Annotated in this window: 15 protein-coding genes; 9 read left to right on the top strand and 6 right to left on the bottom strand. The window is 70.9% G+C overall.

All coding sequences use genetic code 11. The features are described 5' to 3' along the window. Window position 1: 1 nt before the first annotated feature. Complete coding sequence (locus tag KGA66_RS17845) at window positions 2–1,348, bottom strand: polysaccharide biosynthesis protein (protein WP_211469284.1); 1,347 nt, start codon at window positions 1,346–1,348, stop codon at window positions 2–4. A gap of 415 nt (window positions 1,349–1,763) precedes the next feature. On the opposite strand from KGA66_RS17845, the gene KGA66_RS17840 reads away from it, so the two are divergent. From KGA66_RS17840 to KGA66_RS17825, 4 genes are read left to right on the top strand one after another with little or no spacing between them, the layout of a single operon-like run. Then, window positions 1,764–3,215, top strand: coding sequence for a glycosyltransferase family 2 protein (locus KGA66_RS17840; protein WP_438822052.1), 1,452 nt, complete (start codon window positions 1,764–1,766; stop codon window positions 3,213–3,215). Continuing rightward, window positions 3,212–4,255 carry a glycoside hydrolase family 26 protein gene (locus KGA66_RS17835; protein WP_211469282.1) on the top strand — a complete coding sequence of 348 codons (1,044 nt, stop codon included), beginning with the start codon at window positions 3,212–3,214 and terminating at the stop codon, window positions 4,253–4,255. Before KGA66_RS17840 ends, KGA66_RS17835 begins: the two co-directional genes overlap by 4 nt. Window positions 4,256–4,263: 8 nt before the next feature. Beyond that, complete coding sequence (locus KGA66_RS17830) at window positions 4,264–6,327, top strand: ArnT family glycosyltransferase (RefSeq protein ID WP_211469281.1); 2,064 nt, start codon at window positions 4,264–4,266, stop codon at window positions 6,325–6,327. Next, window positions 6,312–7,040 (top strand): class I SAM-dependent methyltransferase, encoded by a 729-nt coding sequence (locus KGA66_RS17825; protein ID WP_211469280.1) that lies wholly within the window; start codon window positions 6,312–6,314, stop codon window positions 7,038–7,040. The genes KGA66_RS17830 and KGA66_RS17825 overlap by 16 nt, the downstream gene beginning before the upstream one ends. Before the next feature lie 48 nt (window positions 7,041–7,088). On the opposite strand, the gene KGA66_RS17820 is transcribed toward KGA66_RS17825, so the two are convergent. Next, window positions 7,089–8,114, bottom strand: coding sequence for a glycerophosphodiester phosphodiesterase (locus KGA66_RS17820; protein ID WP_211469279.1), 1,026 nt, complete (start codon window positions 8,112–8,114; stop codon window positions 7,089–7,091). Window positions 8,115–8,311: 197 nt separating this feature from the next. Between KGA66_RS17820 and KGA66_RS17815 the strand changes: the two genes are divergently transcribed. Next, complete coding sequence (locus KGA66_RS17815; RefSeq protein WP_211469278.1) at window positions 8,312–9,529, top strand: FIST signal transduction protein; 1,218 nt, start codon at window positions 8,312–8,314, stop codon at window positions 9,527–9,529. Between the two features lie 112 nt (window positions 9,530–9,641). After that, window positions 9,642–10,619 carry an ROK family protein gene (locus KGA66_RS17810; protein WP_211469277.1) on the top strand — a complete coding sequence of 326 codons (978 nt, stop codon included), beginning with the start codon at window positions 9,642–9,644 and terminating at the stop codon, window positions 10,617–10,619. On the opposite strand, the gene KGA66_RS17805 is transcribed toward KGA66_RS17810, so the two are convergent. Genes KGA66_RS17805 through KGA66_RS17795 form a run of 3 tightly spaced genes read right to left on the bottom strand, consistent with a single transcriptional unit; the run spans window position 10,598 to window position 15,433 of the window. Then, window positions 10,598–13,105 (bottom strand): hypothetical protein, encoded by a 2,508-nt coding sequence (locus KGA66_RS17805; protein WP_211469276.1) that lies wholly within the window; start codon window positions 13,103–13,105, stop codon window positions 10,598–10,600. The genes KGA66_RS17810 and KGA66_RS17805 overlap by 22 nt on opposite strands. A gap of 49 nt (window positions 13,106–13,154) precedes the next feature. Then, window positions 13,155–14,924 carry an MDR family MFS transporter gene (locus KGA66_RS17800; RefSeq protein ID WP_211469275.1) on the bottom strand — a complete coding sequence of 590 codons (1,770 nt, stop codon included), beginning with the start codon at window positions 14,922–14,924 and terminating at the stop codon, window positions 13,155–13,157. Further along, window positions 14,924–15,433 carry a MarR family winged helix-turn-helix transcriptional regulator gene (locus KGA66_RS17795; RefSeq protein WP_211469274.1) on the bottom strand — a complete coding sequence of 170 codons (510 nt, stop codon included), beginning with the start codon at window positions 15,431–15,433 and terminating at the stop codon, window positions 14,924–14,926. The genes KGA66_RS17800 and KGA66_RS17795 overlap by 1 nt, the downstream gene beginning before the upstream one ends. A gap of 166 nt (window positions 15,434–15,599) precedes the next feature. Between KGA66_RS17795 and ilvA the strand changes: the two genes are divergently transcribed. Next, on the top strand, window positions 15,600–16,907 hold the full coding sequence (gene ilvA, locus KGA66_RS17790) for a threonine ammonia-lyase (RefSeq protein WP_211469273.1): 1,308 nt from the start codon (window positions 15,600–15,602) through the stop codon (window positions 16,905–16,907). Here ilvA and KGA66_RS17785 read toward each other — a convergent pair. After that, entirely contained in the window at window positions 16,900–17,142 is a 243-nt protein-coding gene (locus KGA66_RS17785) for a putative acetyltransferase (RefSeq protein ID WP_211469272.1), read from the bottom strand. The genes ilvA and KGA66_RS17785 overlap by 8 nt on opposite strands. Before the next feature lie 245 nt (window positions 17,143–17,387). Here KGA66_RS17785 and fdxA point away from each other — a divergent pair, with 245 nt between their 5' ends. Both fdxA and dapC read left to right on the top strand, forming a co-directional pair. Continuing rightward, window positions 17,388–17,714, top strand: coding sequence for a ferredoxin (gene fdxA, locus KGA66_RS17780; protein WP_211469271.1), 327 nt, complete (start codon window positions 17,388–17,390; stop codon window positions 17,712–17,714). A gap of 32 nt (window positions 17,715–17,746) precedes the next feature. Next, the gene (gene dapC / locus KGA66_RS17775; protein ID WP_211469270.1) at window positions 17,747–18,883 is read left to right on the top strand and encodes a succinyldiaminopimelate transaminase; all 1,137 of its coding nucleotides are present in this window, start codon (window positions 17,747–17,749) and stop codon (window positions 18,881–18,883) included. Window position 18,884: the final 1 nt, after the last annotated feature.

Here is an 18,884-nt window from a genome sequence, read left to right as displayed (position 1 = left end):
CTCAGCCGGCCCAGTGCCGCAGCGCGTCCAAGAGCCGATCGTGCGCCTGATGGGGCGCCGCGCCGCGCGCGGTGGCGAGCTGAATCGACCGGGCGAGCGCCGGCTTGGGCACGTCCCGCAGGGTGCTGTGCAGCAGCGCCAGCGACAGCTGCTCGAAGGGACCGCGCAGCACGCACGGATCTCCGCTCGCGCCACAGGCGTCTTCGAGTTCTGCCAGCGCGCGCAGTGGCGCGCCGTCGTCGCCGGGCGCGTGCAGCTCGAAGGCGTCGGTCTCGGCGCAGTCGCCCGGCACGACGGACGCGGCCTCGAACGCGTTGATCAGAGGGCTGAGGCCGCCGGCGGTGCGCGGGTCGTAGAGCCCGGGGAACGCCTCCGGCTCGTAGCCGTCCTCGTAACCGGCTATGTAGATCGGTGACCTGGAGCGGGTCTCCGTGAGCATGCCGAGGGCCAGGTCCAGCAGATTGACCGGCCAGTCCAGGTTGCGCAGCGCGTGCATCCGCGCCACGCCGGGGCGCGGGCCCAGCCCGGAGGCGAGCAGCAGTTGCGCCGATTCCAGCGCGGACTGCGCGTAGAAGTCGATCTGCGCGCTGTGCAGGCGGACCACTCCGGCCTTGCACCAGCGGCGCAACCGGTCCGCGACGATCGAGTTGTCCACGACGTGGGTGAAGCGGGCCGCGGTGATCAGCGGGCCGCCGCGCGCCGCCGCGCGCGCCATCAGCCATTCCGCCACGCGCTTGGACTGAGCGTAGATGTCGGGCGAGTAGGGCCGCAGGGCCTTGCCGGTCGAGGCGCACACGACGTGCCGCACGCCGTGTTCCGCCGCGGCGTCGAGGATGTTGCGGGTGCCGAACACGTTCGTGGTGACCGTCCGGTGCACCTCGACCTCGGCGCGTCCGGGCTCCCGCTGGGCCGCGACGTGGAACACGATCTCGGGGCGCACCTCGGTGAAGAGCTCCGCTATGCGGCGCTGATCCCTGATGTCCGCTTGCAGGTATTCCGCGCCCGGCAACAGCCGCCACGGCTGCACCGTCCCGCGGCTGACCACGACCAGCCTCGCCGGGGCGAGCGCGGCGAGTTGTTCCACGAGCATCGAGCCGATGCAGCCGGTACCGCCGGTGACCAGCACGGTACGGCCGGTGAGCCAGCCGCGGACCGCGTCGTGCGGCAGGTTGAGGCCGCGTTCGCGAATGGACTGGAAGCGGTGATACTCCTCGTGCGCGTCGGGGCGCACGGCCCGCAGCCGCTCGGTCAGACGCGTGAGCGCTCGGACGTCCGCTTCGCTCAGTTTCGCCCGTCCCGGGGGGACCGCCGCGCGCATGCCGTCGAGAATGGACGCGGCGCTTTCCATGCGACCCCTTAGCTGCGAAACGACGTACGGGCCCGCCCGCCGGGCAGGCGTTCTGGCCGCTACGCTGCGGGCCGGGGCGATTGGCGATTGTATCCACGGCGTGTGCCCTGATTTCAAGCGGTTCCGGTCTCAAAGTCCGCTGTAACTTCCACGCATCGCGCCGGCTCCCGGTGCTGTCGCCCCGACGCCGCGGCGGGATAGCATTGCCGCGCTCGTATTGTTCGACCTCGTGGTCCGGGAGGGTCTCAACGTGACCGACGTCGTCGAGGGCGCTCGCATCGAGAGCCTGCCGCAGGCTTCCCCGGCGCCCGCTGCTCGCCGGATTCCGCGCGTGAGCCGCCCGCCGGCGTTCGATCCGTCTCTGCCGCAGCCACCTGACGACCACGAGAAGTACTCGTACGTCAAGCGCAACGCGATGCTCCTGGTGTGGGCCTCGGTCCTCAGCTTCGGCTTCCTGGTCTACAGCCAGCTGCGCATGATCCAGGTTTCGGCGTGGTTCTGGGTGTATCTGCCCTTCCTGGTCTTCACCGTCCTGTACTTCGTGATCTCGGTGTTCGTCAACGCGGCGACGCGGGACTTCGACCTGGCCGCGCACAGGGCGCTGGTGCGCGACTGGCACCCGGAGACGTACCCGTCCGTGGACGTGCTGCTGCCCGTCTGCGGGGAACCGGTCGAGGTTCTTCGCAACACGTGGACGCACGTCGCGTTGATGGCCGCGCACTACCGCGGCGACGTGAACGTGTACATTCTCGACGATTCGGACAGTCCGCAGCTGCGGCGCATGGCGCAGGAGTTCGGCTACGTGTACGCCGGCCGGTCCAACCGCGGCTGGTACAAGAAGGCCGGGAACCTGCTCTACGGCTACCGGATATCGCGCGGCGAGTTCATCCTGCTGCTCGACGCCGACTTCGCGCCCAGGCCCGACATGCTCGACGAGACCCTGCCGCACATGCAGGATCCGAGCGTCGGGATAGTGCAGACCCCGCAGTTCTTCCGGGTGCTCGACTCGCAGACCTGGCTGGAGCGCGGCGCGGGCGCGGTGCAGGAGCTTTTCTACCGCTCCGTGCAGACCTCGCTCGCCCGCTACGACGGCGCCATCTGCGTCGGCACCTGCGCCGTGTACCGGCGGGCGGCTCTCGACGACAACGGCGGCATGACGCTGATAGAACATTCAGAGGACGTGCACACCGGATTCGACCTCTACCTGCGCGGCTGGCGGCTGAGGTACCTGCCGATCGCGCTGTCCACCGGCGTGTGCCCGGACAACATCGCCGCGTATGTCAACCAGCAGTACCGCTGGTGCTCGGGGAACATGAGCATGCTCGGCAGCCGCAAGTTCTGGAAGTCGAAGCTGCCGTTCCGGGTGCGCCTGAGCTACTTGTCCGGGTTCTTCTACTATGTGCACACCGCTCTGATGACCTTCCTGCTGCCGCTCATCCCGATCGCGCTGCTGGCCGGTCTTCCCCGGGATCTGCAGCTGACGAATCTCATCTACGTCGTGCCCGGGCTGGTCTACGCGGGCGTCGTCTTCCCGCTCTGGCACCGGGCGCCGTACCGGCTCGAGGCGTACGCGTGCCGGATGGTCTACGGCTGGGCGCACGTCTTCACGATCTGGGACGTGCTGCGCAACAACCGGATGGGATGGCAGCCGTCCGGTTCCTCGGCGAAGAAGCAGGGGCGCAACAAGCGCTTCTGGATCGGGATGATCGGCTGGACGGCGACAACCGCCGTCGCGTGGGTCGGCCTGTGCCTGTGGCGGATGTACACGATGGATCCGTTCAACTTCATGGTGCTGCTCGCCTCGGGCCTCTTCTACGCGGCGACGGCCGCGCGTGTGCTGGTCCGGCCGAGGTCCGCCGCGGCATGACGGGTCGGCGCCGCCTGGTCGCTCCACTGCTCGCGCTCGCTCTCGCCGCCGGGGCGCTCTCGGGCTGTTCCGTCGTGCACGACGCCGCCGTGTGGAAGACGCCTTCTCCCGGGGCGGGCGCGGGCGGCGCCACCGCGTCGGGCTCCGGGACCTCGGCGCAGCCGTCTCCCAGCGCGCCGCCCTATGACGTCAGGCCGCTGGTCAACCCCCCGCGCAAGTACCTCGGGGTCGAGATGCCGGGCGCCCCCGACTCGATCGCCCCGGTGCAGCAGTTCGCCTCCTGGGTCGGCAAGAAACCCAACATCCTCGGCCAGTACGTCGGCTGGAACTCGGGCCTCGACGTGCAGGCGGTCAAGAACGCCTGGTCCTACGGAGCGCTGTACTTCCAGGTGTGGGAACCGTTCAACATCACGACTCAGCAGATCGCGGACGGTGCTTCGGACGACTACGTCAACCGGTTCGCAGCGTCGGTGCGCGCGCTGAACCTCCCGATCGCGCTCAGCTTCGGCCACGAGATGAACGGCGACTGGTACCCGTGGGGCACGAAGCAGACCACGCCGGCGCAGTTCGTCGCCGCCTGGCGGCATGTCCATGACCTGTTCGTGAAGGACGGCGCCACCAACGTGATCTGGATCTGGAACCCCAACGACATCCATCCGGTCCCGGACGTGAAACTCAAGCCCCTGTATCCCGGTGACGCGTACGTCGACTGGGTCGGCGTGACCGCGTACTGGTCGTCGAGCGGCGGGCCGCACGCGTACAGCACGCTGCTGCTGCCGACGCTGCTGCAGATCCGCACCTTCACGGACAAGCCGTTCATCGTCGCCGAGACCAGCGCGGAGCCCGGAACCAACCAGGTCTCGTCGGTGCACGCCCTGTTCAACGCCGTCGAGACACATCCGGACATACTCGGCTTCGTATGGTATGACTTCCACCGGCAAGGCGACTGGCGACTGGAGAACCGGCCCACCGTGCAGGCCGCCTTCAGATCGGAAGCGACCTCGTCCCAATTCGGCTTCACGGTGAGCGCCACGCGATGAGCAGCACGATGAATGACGGCGCAGCGACGCCGGCGTCCGGCGAGCAGGAGACGCCCGCGGCGGCCGGCGCGAAATCCGACGCCGAGGCGCGCGATCTGCTGTTCGAGTTGTTCAGGGCGCACAAGGCGCTGGACCGGCTGACCGACCCGGAGCCGGACGAGGCCGACTACGAGGTGCAGTACCCGGCCGGGCCGATCCGAATACCCGGTCGGGTCGAAGGCGCCGCCGCGGCCACACAAGCGGACATCGACGCGATGGCGGCCGCGCAGGCGCGGCCCGACCTGCTCAGGACGCCGGACACGCCGGCGGCGCCGGATGAGCCCGCGGCGCGGCGAGAGACGGATCGTGCGGCCGCGGCGCCCGCGCCGCCAATGCCGGCACCGGCACCGGCACCGAAGCGGCCCGGCGGGAACGACTCCTGGCGCGACTCCGTCCCCTACGAGGAGACCGGAATCCTGATACGGCCGGCGGACTGGTCCACCGACCGGATCGAGACCGCGCTGATCAACGTCGGCGAACTGCGCGAGGCGGAGCGCTCCGCGGACGCGCCGCCGGCCGGCCGGCCGCGCTCCGGGCTCCTGCGCTTCGCTCCCATTCCGCGCCGCGGGATCCTGCTGGTGATCCTCTTCATCCAGGCGCTGCTGTCCCTGCGCAGCACGAACACCGCGTTCGAGGACGAGGCGCTGTACCTCTACTCCGGCCACCTCGAACTGGCCCATCTGGTCAACGGCCGGCCGATCGACGACTTCGCCTCCTACTTCTCCGGCGCGCCGGTGCTCTACCCGGTCGCGGCCTCGGTCGCCGACCAGCTCGGCGGAGTGCTCGGGGCGCGGCTGCTGAGCCTGGCCTTCATGCTCGGCGCGACCTGCCTGGCCTACCTGACCGGGCGGCGGCTGTTCGGCGTGCGCTCGGCGCTGTGCGGCGCGGGGCTGTTCGCGACCACGGCGTCGGCGGTCTTCATCGGCGGCCTGGCCACCTACGACGCCCCCGCCGTCTTCCTCCTGGCGCTCGGCGCGTGGATCGCGGTGCGTTCCGCGCCGTCGAGCTGGCCGTACTACTTGCTGGCCGTGCTGCCGATGCTGCTGGCGGTCGCCACCAAGTACGCCTCGCTGCTGTTCGTGCCCACCATCATCGTCCTCGCCTGTATCAGTGCTCTGCCGTACCACGGCTGGCGCTGGGCGCTGGTGCGCCCGGTGTCGCTGACCGTGATGGCCGCGTCCATGGCCTACGGGGCGCTCAAGCTCGCCGGCCCGTCGTACGTGCAGGGCATCCAGTCGACCACCACCTCGCGTGCGCAGGGCGGCACCCCGACCGAGACGATGCTCATCGAGATCTCGAAGTGGGGCGCGCCGGTCTTCGTCGCGGCGCTGATCGGGGCCCTCTACTACGTCTTCCGATTCCGACCCGACGCCGACGCGAGGCTGCGGCTCGGTACGTGGGGTCGCGCCGCGCTGTCGGCGCTGCTGCTGGGCACCGCCCTGCTCGCCCCGATGAACCAGCTGCGGCTGCACACCGACGTCTCGTTGCAGAAACACGTCGGTTTCGGCCTGCTGTTCGCCGCGCCGCTGGCCGGGTACGGGCTCGTGCGGCTGGTCGGCAGCCACTTCGGCCGGCTGCAGCTGGGCATCGGTGTCGCGGTCACCGCCTTCGCCTTCGGCATGTCGCAGTCGCACATCATGTTCCGCGGCTGGCCGGACGCGACCCGCCTGGTGGCCACGATCAAGCAGTACCAGAAGCCGGGCGCGCACTATCTTGTCGAGGTCGACGAGGTGCCGATCTACTACCTGCGCAGCGACGTCGAGGCGGAGCCGAACCAGTTCGTCTCCACCTTCTACTTCCTCTACCAGGACGCACAGGGCCAGTACATCAGCGGGCCGGGCGCGTACCGGGCCGCGGTACAGCAGGGATACTTCCAGCTCGTCGCGATCGAGGACGGCACCACGACGCCGCAGATCGACCAGGCGGTGCTGGCCGCTCTGCGCGCGCCGGGCAGCCGTTACCGGCTCGCCGCGAGAATTCCCGAGCGGACCGCCTACGGTGTGATCACCTATCAGGTATGGGTGAAGAAGTAATGGAACCGCAGCCGAGGCGGACACCGGGAGCCGTGCGGCGCGAGCATCCCTGGTTCGCCGCGTTCTACTCGCGCGTCTCGGTGTCGATGGAGCGCGGCGGCATGGCCGCGTACCGCGCGCGGTTGCTCGAAGGGCTGCACGGCGAGGTCGTGGAGCTGGGGCCGGGCAACGGCCTGAACTTCCGGCACTACCCGGCCGCGGTCACCCGGCTCGTCGCCGTCGAACCGGAGCCGAACATGCGCGAACGCGCCCGGAAGGCCGTGCACGCCGAGCAGGCCGTGCACGCCGCGCGGGAGGCGCAGGGGGCGCAGCCGCCGGGCACGCGCATCGAGGTGATCGGCGGGGTCGCCGAACGGCTGCCGCTGGCCGACGCCTCGTGCGACGCGGTGGTCGCCTCCCTCATGCTGTGCTCGGTATCGCAGCAAGAGACGGTGCTCGCGGAGGTGGAGCGGGTGCTGCGCCCGGGCGGGGAGTTCCGCTTCCTAGAGCACGTGCGCTCGCTCAACCGCGTCGCCGCGCTCGGACAGCGGGCACTCGACGCGACGATCTGGCCCCGGCTCGGCGCGGGCTGCCACTGCGCGCGGCAGACCGGCGAAGCGGTCGTCGCGTCCGGGCTCGAACTGCGCGCACTCGACCGCTTCCGTTTCCCGCCGACGCCCCTGGCGGGTCCGTCCGCGCCGCACGTGCTCGGGATCGCCCGCAAGGCGGGCTGAACCCGGCCCACGGATCGTGATCGCCCACGCACAGAGCAGCGGGCCGGCTCAGGACAACGGCACGGGCGGGCACGGCCGTGCCCAGCGGGAGTATGCCGGTATCCAGTTGGTCGCGATCGCGTCGACGCCCATCGCCTGCAGCCGCCGCCACTGCGCGGAGAACGGCGGCGTCCAGGCCCACACCGCCAGGCCCCCGGCATGCCAGGCGGCGATCTGAGGCGCCGTCAGCCGCGCGAAATCGATGTAGATGATGCGCGCGCCCGTCGCGGTGATGGACGCCGCCGAGGGGTTGCCGGTCTCCTGGATGAACGCGGTCATCACGCCGGGCGCAGCAGCCGAGAACGCGGCCACGTCATCCGCCGCCCAGCCGCCGACCACCACCTTGCCGCCGTAGCCCGAAGCCGCGATGACTGCGGCGAGCGCGCGTATCGACGCCTGGCCCGATCCGCCCGCCGCGAACGGATCCGCCTCCATCTGCAGCACGATCGGCACGCCGGTGTGCTTCACCGCGGCCAGCAGTTGAGCGAGTGTCTGCGGATGCTGATCGCCCGGCAGCCGGCGCCTGCCGTCGTTGGATTTCAGGCCGAGCGCGGTGAACTGCACGGCCGTCACGGACAGCACCGGGCCGGTTCCGGTCGTGGTGCGGTCGAGCAGGCGGTCGTGGATGGCGACCGGTACGTCGTCCCGCGTCCAGCGCAGGTCCGCGTTGAGCATCGAAGCACCCTGAGCAACCGCGGCCAGTTCGGCGGCCGAGGTGTTCTCCGGCAGCGGCGCGATGGTGCCACCTTCGCCGCGGTGCGCTATGACCGGCGGCGCGGAACAGGTTCCGTCGTGCCGGTACCAGGGCCGCGGCCAGTCCTTCAGGACCCGCCGCGCCGGAGCGCTCGGCGTGGCGCTCGGCGTGGCGCTGGCCCGGCCGATCCGAAGGCTGATCCGGTGCGAACCCGCCGCAGCAGCAGGCGCCGTCGTTGTCGAGCAGGCCGCCGAAACGCACAGCGCCGTCACGCTGAAGAGCACGCCAAGCACGCGGGTCGCGCCCCGCCGCCCTGCCGATCCGAGCGTCCCGCCGCGCATACGCCTCTTCTCATTTCGGCCGTCGCCGATCCCTAGCCACCCGAGTGCGTCCGGTCGCGGATAAGGACGCTTCAACGCGTGATCCCGTTGCGGCTGCGGCGCCGGCGGCCTCGTCACCGCCACCATCGGCCGGCCGGCTGACCGGTGTCTGTCGCCGGGCGTAACGCGGCGGGGCCGGGGATGGAATCATGGATGGCATGTCTCGTTTCGGTGAAGGTCTGGCCGTCGACACGGACGTGGAGCGCGCCGCGCGGCGGGCCGCCTACGGCGCGCTTTCCACCGTCGACGGACCACCGGACCTGGTGGCGGTGTTCGCCGGAGTTACGGACCCGGACGACGCCGACCGGGTCGCCGCATCCGTGCAAGCCATGGTCGCGGCGACCGGCAACGAGCGGTGCACCGTCGTCGGGGCGCTCACACCGGGGGTGATGGGCGACGCGCGCGCGGTCGGGCCGCTGCTCGGCGGGGATCCGGCCGTATCCGTGTGGGCGGGCAGGCTGCCGGGGGTACGGGTGCGCTCCTTCCACCTGCACGCCAACCGGCAGGGCGAGTCGATCACGGTCGGCGGGCTGCCCGAGCCGTGGCCGGACGACCGGGTGGTGTTGATGCTCGCCGATCCGCACAGCTTCCCGGCCGACGGCTTCATCGAGCGGTCGAACGAGGCGCTGCCCGGTCTGCCGTTCGTCGGAGGGCTGGTACCGGGCGTGGCCGGGCGCGGTTCGGCACGGCTCATTCGCGGCGGCTCCACACACGACGAGGGCGCGGTGGGCGTGATGCTCGGCGGCCCGGTCGACGCCGCGATAGCGGTCAGCCAGGGCTGCCGCCCGATCGGTCCGACCATGACCGTGACCGCCGCCGAGGGCAACATGCTGCTCGGCCTGGCCGGGCGGCCCGCACTGGACAGGCTGCGCGAGATCCTCGACGAACTCGACGCAGCCGAACGCCTGGCCGTCTCCACCGGGCTGCACCTGGGTGTCGCGATGGACGAGTACGCGGACCAGCACGAGAGCGGGGATTTCCTGATCCGCGGCGTGCTCGGAACCGACCCGGAGCGCGGAGGCATCGCGGTCGGCGACGTGATCGGCGTGGGGCGCACCGTGCGCTTCCAACTGCGGGACGCGGCCAGCGCCGGGCGCGAACTGGACGCGGTACTCGAGGCCTGCCGCGGCCGGCCGGGTTACGCCACGATCGGCGGTGCGCTGGTGGTGTCCTGCAACGGCCGCGCGGCCGACCTGTTCCCGCAGCCGCTCGGCGCCGGGCACGACATCCTGGCCGTGCGCGCGGGGCTGGGCACCAACGCGGTGTCAGGGTTCTTCGGCGCGGGTGAGATCGGTCCGGTGGGCGGCCGCAATCACCTGCACGGATACACCGCCTCCGTGCTCGCGTTCGCGGAACCCGACGCGAGGATCGTCTAATCCGGCCCCCGTTTGGGTACGGTCCGAGCGGATCAGTTCGGCGGCGATCCGGATCAGCGGCGATCCTGGTCGGCCACGATCCGGATCAGCGGTCGACGCGTGACGAAACCTGATGGGACGCACCAGCGTGGAAACGAGTGAGCAGCGGGTTCTGGCCGTCGACATCGGCGGCACCAAGCTGGCCGTCGGGGTGGTGGACGGCGAGGGCAGGGTGCTGGAGAACCTGCGCGCCGCCACACCGCGTCCGGGCGTCACCGACGGCGGCGAGATGATCTTCCGTACGCTGCTGGCACTGGTCGGCGAACTGAAGACGGACCCGGCCGACTTCGCCGGGGTGGGAGTCGGCTGCGGCGGTCCGATGCGGTGGCCGCAGGGCGAGGTCTCCCCGCTCAACATCGAGGCATGGCGCGGCTTCCCGCTGCGGGCGCGGCTGTCCGCGGCGTTCCCGGGCGTGCCCGTGCGAGTGCACAACGACGCGATCTGCCTCGCGGTCGCCGAGCATTGGCGCGGCGCGGGGATGAACACCGAGGACATGCTTGGCATGGTCGTCTCGACCGGGGTCGGCGGCGGCCTGATCGTCGAAGGGCGCCTCATCGACGGCCGCACCGGGAACGCCGGGCACATCGGGCACGTGATCGTGCACTCGGACGAGCCGCTGTGCGCGTGCGGGGCGGTCGGCTGCCTGGAAGCGGTCGCGTCCGGTCCGCGGCTGACCGGCTGGGCGGCGGAGCAGGGCTGGCGGCCGGGTGTCACGCGGGCGCAGCGTACCGGTCGGGACCTGGTCGACGACGCGCGACGCGGTCATCCGATCGCGTTGAAGGCGCTGTCGCGAGCGGGCCGGGCGCTGGGCCTGGCGATCGCCTCGGCGACCGTGCTGTGCGACCTGGAGGTGGTGGCGATCGGCGGCGGGCTCTCGCAGGCCGGCACGCTGCTGTTCGACCCGCTTGAGGCGACGCTGCGCGAGCGCGTCGGCCTGGATTTCGCCCGCGCGGTGCGGGTCGTGCCCGCGGCGCTGGGGCAGGAGTCCGGGCTGGTCGGCGCGGCGGCGCTGATCATGCACCCGGAGCGTTACTGGTCGCCCGGGGACTGACCGGCGACCCGCCCGGGTCCGGGCACCGGCTGCGCGGCGCCGGCCGCGGCACGCGTATCGGGCCGAGCGTCGCGCTCGGCCGCGTCCGGCCGCAACGTCAGCGCCGCGCTCAGCACGCCCAGAGGCGCGGCCAGGAAGAGCGCCATCTTCGGCACCAGGACGCCGGAGTCGTCCACGAACCAGCCGATCGCGACGGTGATCAGGGCCAGCCACAACGCGCAGCGCACGAACGGCTCGCGCGCGTAGACCAGCGCCAGCGATCTGGAGCCGATCAGCCGCGGCGCGACGATCGCCAGCAGGCTCCAGAACAGCAGCCACGGCACGTAGTGGCTGAACCAGTCGTTGTGGATCGAGGCCAGGTTGGTCGCGATCTTGCGGTGGATCGTGCCGGTCCAGGTGCCGTCGAACAGCGAGGCGACGAAACTGCCGAAGTGCGAGCGCTCTGCGGCCGGCTGTAGATAGTTGAGCAGGGCGAACCCGGAGACGACCACGATCCCGCTGAGCGCGACCACCAGCGCCCTGCGCCAGGTGATCCGCAGCCCCGCGACCAGGAACAGCAGCAGCACGAAGCCGGGCACCATGGCGATGGTGCCGCCGAACTTCGCGCCCCAGCCCGGATATCCGCAGGCCGCGATGGCCGCGAGAGCGACGGCGCCGACCACGGCCAGCGCCCGCCTGCGCTCGCCGCGCGCTGCCTCCGGCAGCCGGGTCAAGCCCAGGCGTCCGGGTACGGCGCGCCGCAGCCAGCCGTCGGCCGCCTCCCGCAGCGTGTTCGGCCATACGTGCGGCGGGATCTGGCCTGGTCCGCGCCGCGGCAGCAGCAGTGCGGCGAGCCAGGCGGCCCCGATCATCGCGGCGGCGCAGTACACGCCGACGGCGCTGTTGCCGATGCCGTAGAAGCGCCCGGCGATGACATACGACAATCCGAACGGGGTCTGCGCCTGGAGCCGCGAACCGGTCGCCACGTCGCCGGCGATGACGAGCAGCGTCAGCAGGCCGAGCAGCCCGGCCGGGGCGAGCGGCTGCCGGCGCAGCGACGGCGAGAGCCGGCACGCCGCGAGCACGGCCGTCGCAAGCAGAACGCTGATGCCGGCGGTCGCGCCGTACAGCACGGGGCCGGGTGCGAAGGTCGCGGACCAGTTCACCAGATTCGCCAGGAACGAGGCCGGGGCCACGGCGCCGAGCACGGTAGCCCAGCCGGCGAGCGCGCCGATCAGGCCCGAGCGCCAGCGGCGCGCCAGCGGGCGGCGGCGCGCGAACCGGCCGGGGCCGTAGCGCTCGGGCAGCCAGCGCACCGCGGCGAAGATCAGGCCGGCCGCCCAGGCCAGGACGGTGATCGCATGCGCCATCCAGGTCACGAAGCGGCCGTTGGTCTGCGCGAAGGTCTGGTTCGCGGTGTTCAGCCAGACCTGCGTGACGATCGCGCCGGCCGGGTCCGCGGGGCGGTTGGCGCGCACGGTGATCTGGGAACCGACGAACGGTTTCGGGTCCGCGGCCCGGATCTGCCGCGGGTCCAGGCCGGTCCAGGCCGGCAGCGAGGCGGTCAGGTCGAGCGTCTGGACCAGGCCGGCGTGCCGGGTCGAGGGCGCGTAGAGCCAGTGCTCTCCGTCGTACGGCTGCCCCTTGACGAGTACGGCGTGCAGTTGCGCCTGGTCCGTCGAGTCGTCGAGACCTGCGACCACGACGGTGGCGTCGGCGGGAATGCGGCTGAGCAGCGAGCCGAGCGCGGAGTCGAGCGCGCCGTAGGGGGCCGCGCGGTCGACCGGCGGTCGCGGCAGTAAGGGCACTGTCGTCGGCGGCACGTCGGTGACGCCGCCGAGGTCGACCAGCGTGAGGGCACATTGGGAAAGATCGGCCCGCGAGAGGGCGCCGGGTTCGCCCAGGTAATCCCCGACGCGCCCCTGCGCATCAGCGGCGCCGAGCAGCGCGCCTGCTCCGGATGCCGCGACGCAGCCACCGGACGCGGTGATCGGTGCTTCGAGCGACCCGAAAACCGGGACGTAGCTGTAGGCGTTGTTCGGCGTTGTATAGGAAGAGAAGTCCGGAATATCGTATGCGCCCGGGTACAGCGGCACATCGGGCAATGGCGCGCAATACTGCTGTGGCTGCGTGATGAGCGCGGTCACGGCATCCGTCCCCGGCGGGTATCGCAGCACCGTGCCGCCGGTCGAGCGTGTTCCGCTGTTCAGCGTGAGCCAGCCGTCCGCGGGGCAGGTGTAGTCGGACTCGCCGCGCGTCACGAGCGAGGCGATGTCGGCGTGCTTGACCAGATCGAACAGGTGAGGCATGCCGGTCCGCGTTACGTCGCTCCACTGCAGGCCGTCGATGCCGATGACGACGACGTGATGCGTCGCCGGGTCGCCGCCGGTGGCTTCCCGCTGCGCGGCCCGCCCGGGACTCGTCCCGACAGCCGGCACCACCAGCGCAGCCCCGATCAGCCAGGCGGCGAAGAGCACGGCCTGGAAGCGGAAACGACGCGGGCGCACCGGGCCAGCGTAGTGTCGGCCGGGCGCGCCCGCGTGGGAGAGGGTTCGGCTAATGCATGACCGGCGCAGCACCGCTGGTGGCCACGGCCTCGTCGCCCGCGGCGTCTCCGGTGCTGCTCGTGTCCGTGCCAAGGGCGGCGCCAGGGCCGGCGCCGGTGCTCGCGGCAGTGCTCGTGCCGGTGTCGGCGCTCGTGCCGTTCTCAGTGCCCGTGTCAGTGTTCGTAGTAGAGCTCGTGTCTGCTCCCGCGGTCCTCGGCACGCCCGCCGAGCGCAGCGTGACCTGCTTGAGGAACAGGCTCAGCACCCACGCCACCAGCATCGTCGCCGCGGCGACGAGGAAGACCACCGACATCGCCTGCACGAAGATGTGCAGGATGGCCGCCTCGGTCCCCGGGCGCTGTGCGTTGAGCGCGTCCAGCGCCTTGCGGCTCAGGCCGTTGGGACTGCCGCCGCCGCTCACGCCGCCGCCCCGGGGCAGCTCGGTCGCCGCGTAGTGGCTGAACCGGTTGATCAGGACCGCGCCGAAGATCGCGGTGCCGAAGGAACCGCCGATGTTCCGGAAGAACAGGTTCGCCGAGGTCCCGGTGCCGATGTCCTTGAACGGAAGCGCGTTCTGCACGGCCAGCGTCAGGACCGGCATCACCAGGCCCATGCCGAGGCCGAGTACGAACATGAACACCCCGCGCTCCGCGGCCGAGGTCGTCTCGGTCAGCCGGGACATCAGGAACATGCCGAACGCGGCGATCGCGGTGCCGGCGATCGGGAACGCCTTGTACTTGCCGATCTTCGAGATGACCCGGCCGCCGATGATCGAGGCGGGCATGATGCCGGCCATCATCGGCAGGATCGCCAGGCCCGCCATCGTCGGGCTGTAGCCGACCACCAGTTGGAGGTAGGTCGAGACGTAGATCAGCGAGCCCATCATCGCCATGCCGAGGACGAGCGCGATCGAGTTCGAGACGCTGAAGATCGAGTTGCGGAACAGGTGCATCGGCAGGATCGGCTCGGTGGCGAGCTTCGCCTCCCAGAGCACGAACGCGATCAGCAGAGCCGCGCCGACGGCGATCAGGCCGACGATGGTGGCCGAGCCCCAGGCGTAGCTCGTGCCGCCCCAGACGGTGACCAGCAGCAGGGCCGACGCCCCCGAGGCCACCAGGGCCGCCCCGGTGTAGTCGATCTTGTGCTTGACCTGGCTGCTGCGCACGTGCAGCACGATCGAGACGACGATCAGCGCCAGGACGCCGATGGGCAGGTTGACGTAGAAGATCCAGCGCCAGCCGGTCACCCCGAACAGGTGGCTGCGGTCCGTGAAGAAGCCGCCGATCAGCGGGCCGAGCACCATCGCCAGCATGAACACGCCGCCGAAGTAGCCCTGGTACTTGCCGCGGTCGCGGGGCGGCACCACGACGCCGATGATCGTGAACACCAGCGCCATCAGGCCGCCGCCGCCCAGGCCCTGCAGCGCGCGGAAGGCGATCAGCTCGCCCATGTTCTGCGCCATCCCGCACGCCGCGGAACCGGCCAGGAACAGGGTGATGGCGAACATGAAGATCTTCTTGGGACCGTAGAGGTCCGCCAGCTTGCCGTAGATCGGCGTGACGACCGTCGAGGCGAGCAGGTACGCGGTCACCACCCAGGACTGGTGGGCCAGGCCGTGCACCGGGTCGAGGTCCTGCACGATGGTCCACAGCGCGGTGGACACGATCGTCTGGTCGAGCGCGGCCAGCAGCATGCCCAGCATCAGGCCGCTGAAGACCACCATGATCTGTCGGTGCGACATCAAGGGGCGGCCGTCCGCCGCCGTCGCGGGTGCGTTCATCAGGAGCATCCTTCGGTGTCGCGTACGAATCTGTCGAGCAGTCTTGTCAGCGCACGTACGTCGTCCGCCGTCCATTCGGACAGCGCGTCCCGTACCGCGTTCACGCGGTCGCGCCAGAACTGCCGCACGAAGTCGTGTCCCCGTTCGGTGAGTCCCACCTGGAACGCCCGTTTGTCGTCCGGATCCGCGGTCTTGGCGATGTAGCCCTCTTCTTCGAGGGTGCGCAGATGGCGGCTGATCGTGGACAGGTCGAGCGAGGCGTCCTTCGCGAGCGCCGATGCCCGCATCGGGCCGACCTTGGAGAGGATGAACAGCACGGAGACCCGCCCGTGGTCGCTGGACTTCTCCAGCGCCCGGTGGTTGTTCTTCGCCTGGAGTATCAGCCCGCGCATCGCGTTGGTGAGCGCGTACACGTCCTCGGTGGTCGGCGAGGGCACGGTCCGCTGAGCCGGGGCCGGGCCGTGCGCGACGGGCGTGCGCGGTGGCTGCTCGAAGGTGTCGACCGGCATGAGAACCTCTGCGGCTAAAGAGAATCGGTCGGTTGTCGGCGTTCACGAACGGTTACTTACTTGTACCATGCAACCATATGCGTAGTTGCTTGCTCCATGCAAGTTGTTTTCCGGGGGCGGGGCCGGGCCGTCGTAGCGCGATCGCAAGCCGCGTAGATTGGGCCGCATGGCTACCCACAAGGAGCGGCCCGCGGTCGAAGGCGACACCACGCCGGGTAAGAAACCGCAGGCCACCGACCGCACGGCGCACGCCGCAGTCACTCTGGACGACGTGCTCGCCGCGCGCAAACTGCTCGGCGGAGTCGCGCGCCCGACCCCGCTGGCATGGTCCCGCCCGCTGTCCGAAGAACTCGGCGGCGAGGTCTGGTTCAAGTGCGAGAACCTTCAGCGCGCCGGATCGTTCAAGGTGCGCGGGGCATACGTGCGCATCCACAACCTCTCGCCGGAGGAACGAGCCCGCGGCGTGGTCGCGGCCAGCGCCGGCAACCACGCGCAAGGCGTCGCACTCGCCGCGAGCCTGCACGGCATCGAGTCCACCGTCTTCATGCCCGAGGGCGCACCGCTTCCCAAGGTCGCGGCCACCGAGTCCTACGGCGCGCGGGTCCGTTTCTCGGGCACGAGCGTCGACGAGGCGCTGCTCGCCGCGCGCGACTTCGCGGACGAGACCGGCGCGGCGTTCATCCATCCCTTCGACCATCCCGACGTGATCGCCGGGCAGGGCACCGTCGCGCTGGAGATCCTTGAGCAGTGCCCCCAGGTGAAGACCGTCGTCGTCAGCACAGGCGGGGGAGGGCTGCTCGCCGGGATCGGCACGGTTCTGCACGCGCTGCGCCCGGACGTGCGACTGGTCGGCGTGCAGGCCGCGGCCGCCGCCGCTTATCCGGCCTCGCTGGCCGCCGGTGAACCGCTTGCCCTGGCCTCGATGTCCACGATGGCGGACGGGATAGCGGTCGGCCGCCCCGGGCGGGTGCCGTTCGCCATCGTGCGCGCGCTGGGCACACAGGTGCTGACCGTCTCCGAGGAGTCGATCTCCCAGGCGGTGCTGCTGCTGCTGGAGCGCAGCAAACTGGTCGTCGAGCCGGCCGGCGCGGTGGGCGTGGCCGCGCTGCTCGAAGCGGCGCGGCAGCGCTCGGGGGAGCCTTGTCTCGAACCGCCGATCGTGGCCGTCCTGTCCGGCGGCAACGTCGATCCGCTGCTTCTGTTGCGGCTGATCCGGCACGGCCTGGCCGCAGCCGGCCGCTTCCTCTCGCTGCGGCTGCGGCTGGTCGACCGGCCCGGCGCGCTGGCCCAGCTGCTGGCCGAACTGGCCGCGGTGGACGCCAACGTGGTGGACGTCGAGCACGGCCGCACCTCCGCCGGGCTCGGCGTCGCGGAGGTCGAGGTCGCGGTGACCCTGGAGACGCGCGGACCGGAACACGCCGAGGTGGTCGTCAGCAGGCTCGGCGCCGCGGGATACGCGCCCCTCGTCAAGTGACCGGCGGCCCGCTGCGCGCCGGACGTGACCGTGGCGGCGACGGGATGACCTTCGCGGCCACGACCCGCGCGAGCGGCACCGACACCTGCTCGCCGGAGCGCCGTCGCACCGTGGCGTGTCCTCCCGCGCCGCCGGTCCACTCCAGCAGTTCACCGACCAGATCGCTGAGCGACTCTCCGAACGCTCCGTGTTCACTCGGATCCAGGCGGTAACGCAGCACCACCCGTGATCCCACATCGTGTGCACCCACTCTGGGCGTACCACCCGGTGATGTAACGTCCACTTCAGCGCCCCTTTGTGCGTTGCAGCCTCGCTAAGCGCGATACTAGGTGGCGCATCGCCGCTTCATTGCCCGCGCGGCTGCCAGACGCAGCAGCGAAACGCTGAGCAGCACGAACCCGGCTGTGCAGCGAGAAGTTCCGTATCGATTGACGAGGGGTCGGGTACAGCGACCCGACCCGAGGCCAGGAGGACCCGGACGTGACCTACGTCATCGCGCAGCCCTGTGTGGATGTCAAGGACAAGGCATGCATCGAGGAGTGCCCGGTCGACTGCATCTACGAAGGTGAGCGCTCGCTGTACATCCACCCGGACGAGTGCGTCGACTGCGGTGCCTGTGAGCCGGTCTGCCCGGTCGAGGCGATCTTCTACGAGGACGACACCCCGGAGCAGTGGAAGGACTTCTACAAGGCGAACGTCGAGTTCTTCGAGGATCTCGGCTCGCCGGGCGGCGCCTCCAAGCTCGGCCTGATCGCCAAGGACCACCCGGTGATCCAGGCCATCCCGCGCAAGGAAGAGGCTCACTGAGCAATCCCGTCGCCGACGGAAGAAAAGCACCGATGACGAACGTGTCCGCCCGCCTGCCACAGTTCCCGTGGGATCGCCTCAAGCCGTACGCGGCCATGGCGGACGCACATCCCGGCGGGCGGGTGGACCTTTCCGTCGGTACACCCGTGGACCCGACGCCGCAGAGCGCGCGGCGCGCTCTGGCCGCCGCCGCGGACGCGCCCGGTTACCCGACTACGCACGGTACCGGGAGGCTGCGCGACGCGGCGGCCGACTGGATGCGCCGGGCGCTGGGCGCGAGCGTGGATCCGGTGTCGGTGCTGCCCTTGATCGGCTCGAAGGAACTGGTCGCGGGCCTGCCCGCGTTGCTCGGGCTCGGGGTGGGTGCCGCCGTCGCGTACCCCGCGCCCGCGTATCCGACCTATGAGATCGGAGCGCTGCTGTGCGGCGCGTCCCCGGTTCCGGTCACCGACGGGCAGCTGCTCGATCGGTGGATCGGCGCCGACGAGGCCCCGGAGGAACTGCGGCTGCTCTGGCTCAACTCGCCCGGCAACCCGCACGGCCGGGTGCATTCGGCGCGCACGTTGGGCGAGATCGTCGCGTGGGCTCGGGCCCGTGGTGTGCTCGTGGTGGCGGACGAGTGCTACATCTCGCTGGGCTGGGAAGCGACCGAACCGGTGTCAGTCCTGCACCCGGACGTGTGCGGCGGCGCACACGGCGGGTTGCTCGCCGTGCACTCGCTCTCCAAGCGTTCGAACCTGGCGGGCTACCGCTCCGCCTTCTTGGCCGGGGATCCGGCAGCGGTCGCGCAGTTGCTGGAGGTGCGCAAGCACGCCGGGATGATGATGCCCGCGCCGGTGCAGGCCGCCACCGCCGCCGCGCTCGACGACGACGAGCACGCTGCGGAGCAGAAAGAGCGTTACCGATCCCGTCGCCTGATACTGCGCGCGGCGCTGGAAGGCGCGGGTTTCCGCATCGACCATTCCGAGGCCGGCCTGTACCTGTGGGCCTCCCGCGTCGTCGACGGGCAACCGCAGCCGTGCTGGGACACCGTCGCGCATCTCGCGGACCTCGGGATCCTGGTGGCTCCTGGCGCGTTCTACGGCCCCGGCGGTGAGCACCACGTCCGGGTGGCGCTCACCGCTACCGATGAGCGTGTCGCGGCCGCGGCCGCCCGCCTCGGGGCTTGAC

The organism is Actinocrinis puniceicyclus (genome assembly GCF_018283645.1).
GTDB lineage: Bacteria > Actinomycetota > Actinomycetes > Streptomycetales > Catenulisporaceae > Actinocrinis > Actinocrinis puniceicyclus.
Note: the sequence above shows the minus strand (reverse complement) of the source record. Positions and strands in the feature narration are given on the sequence as shown.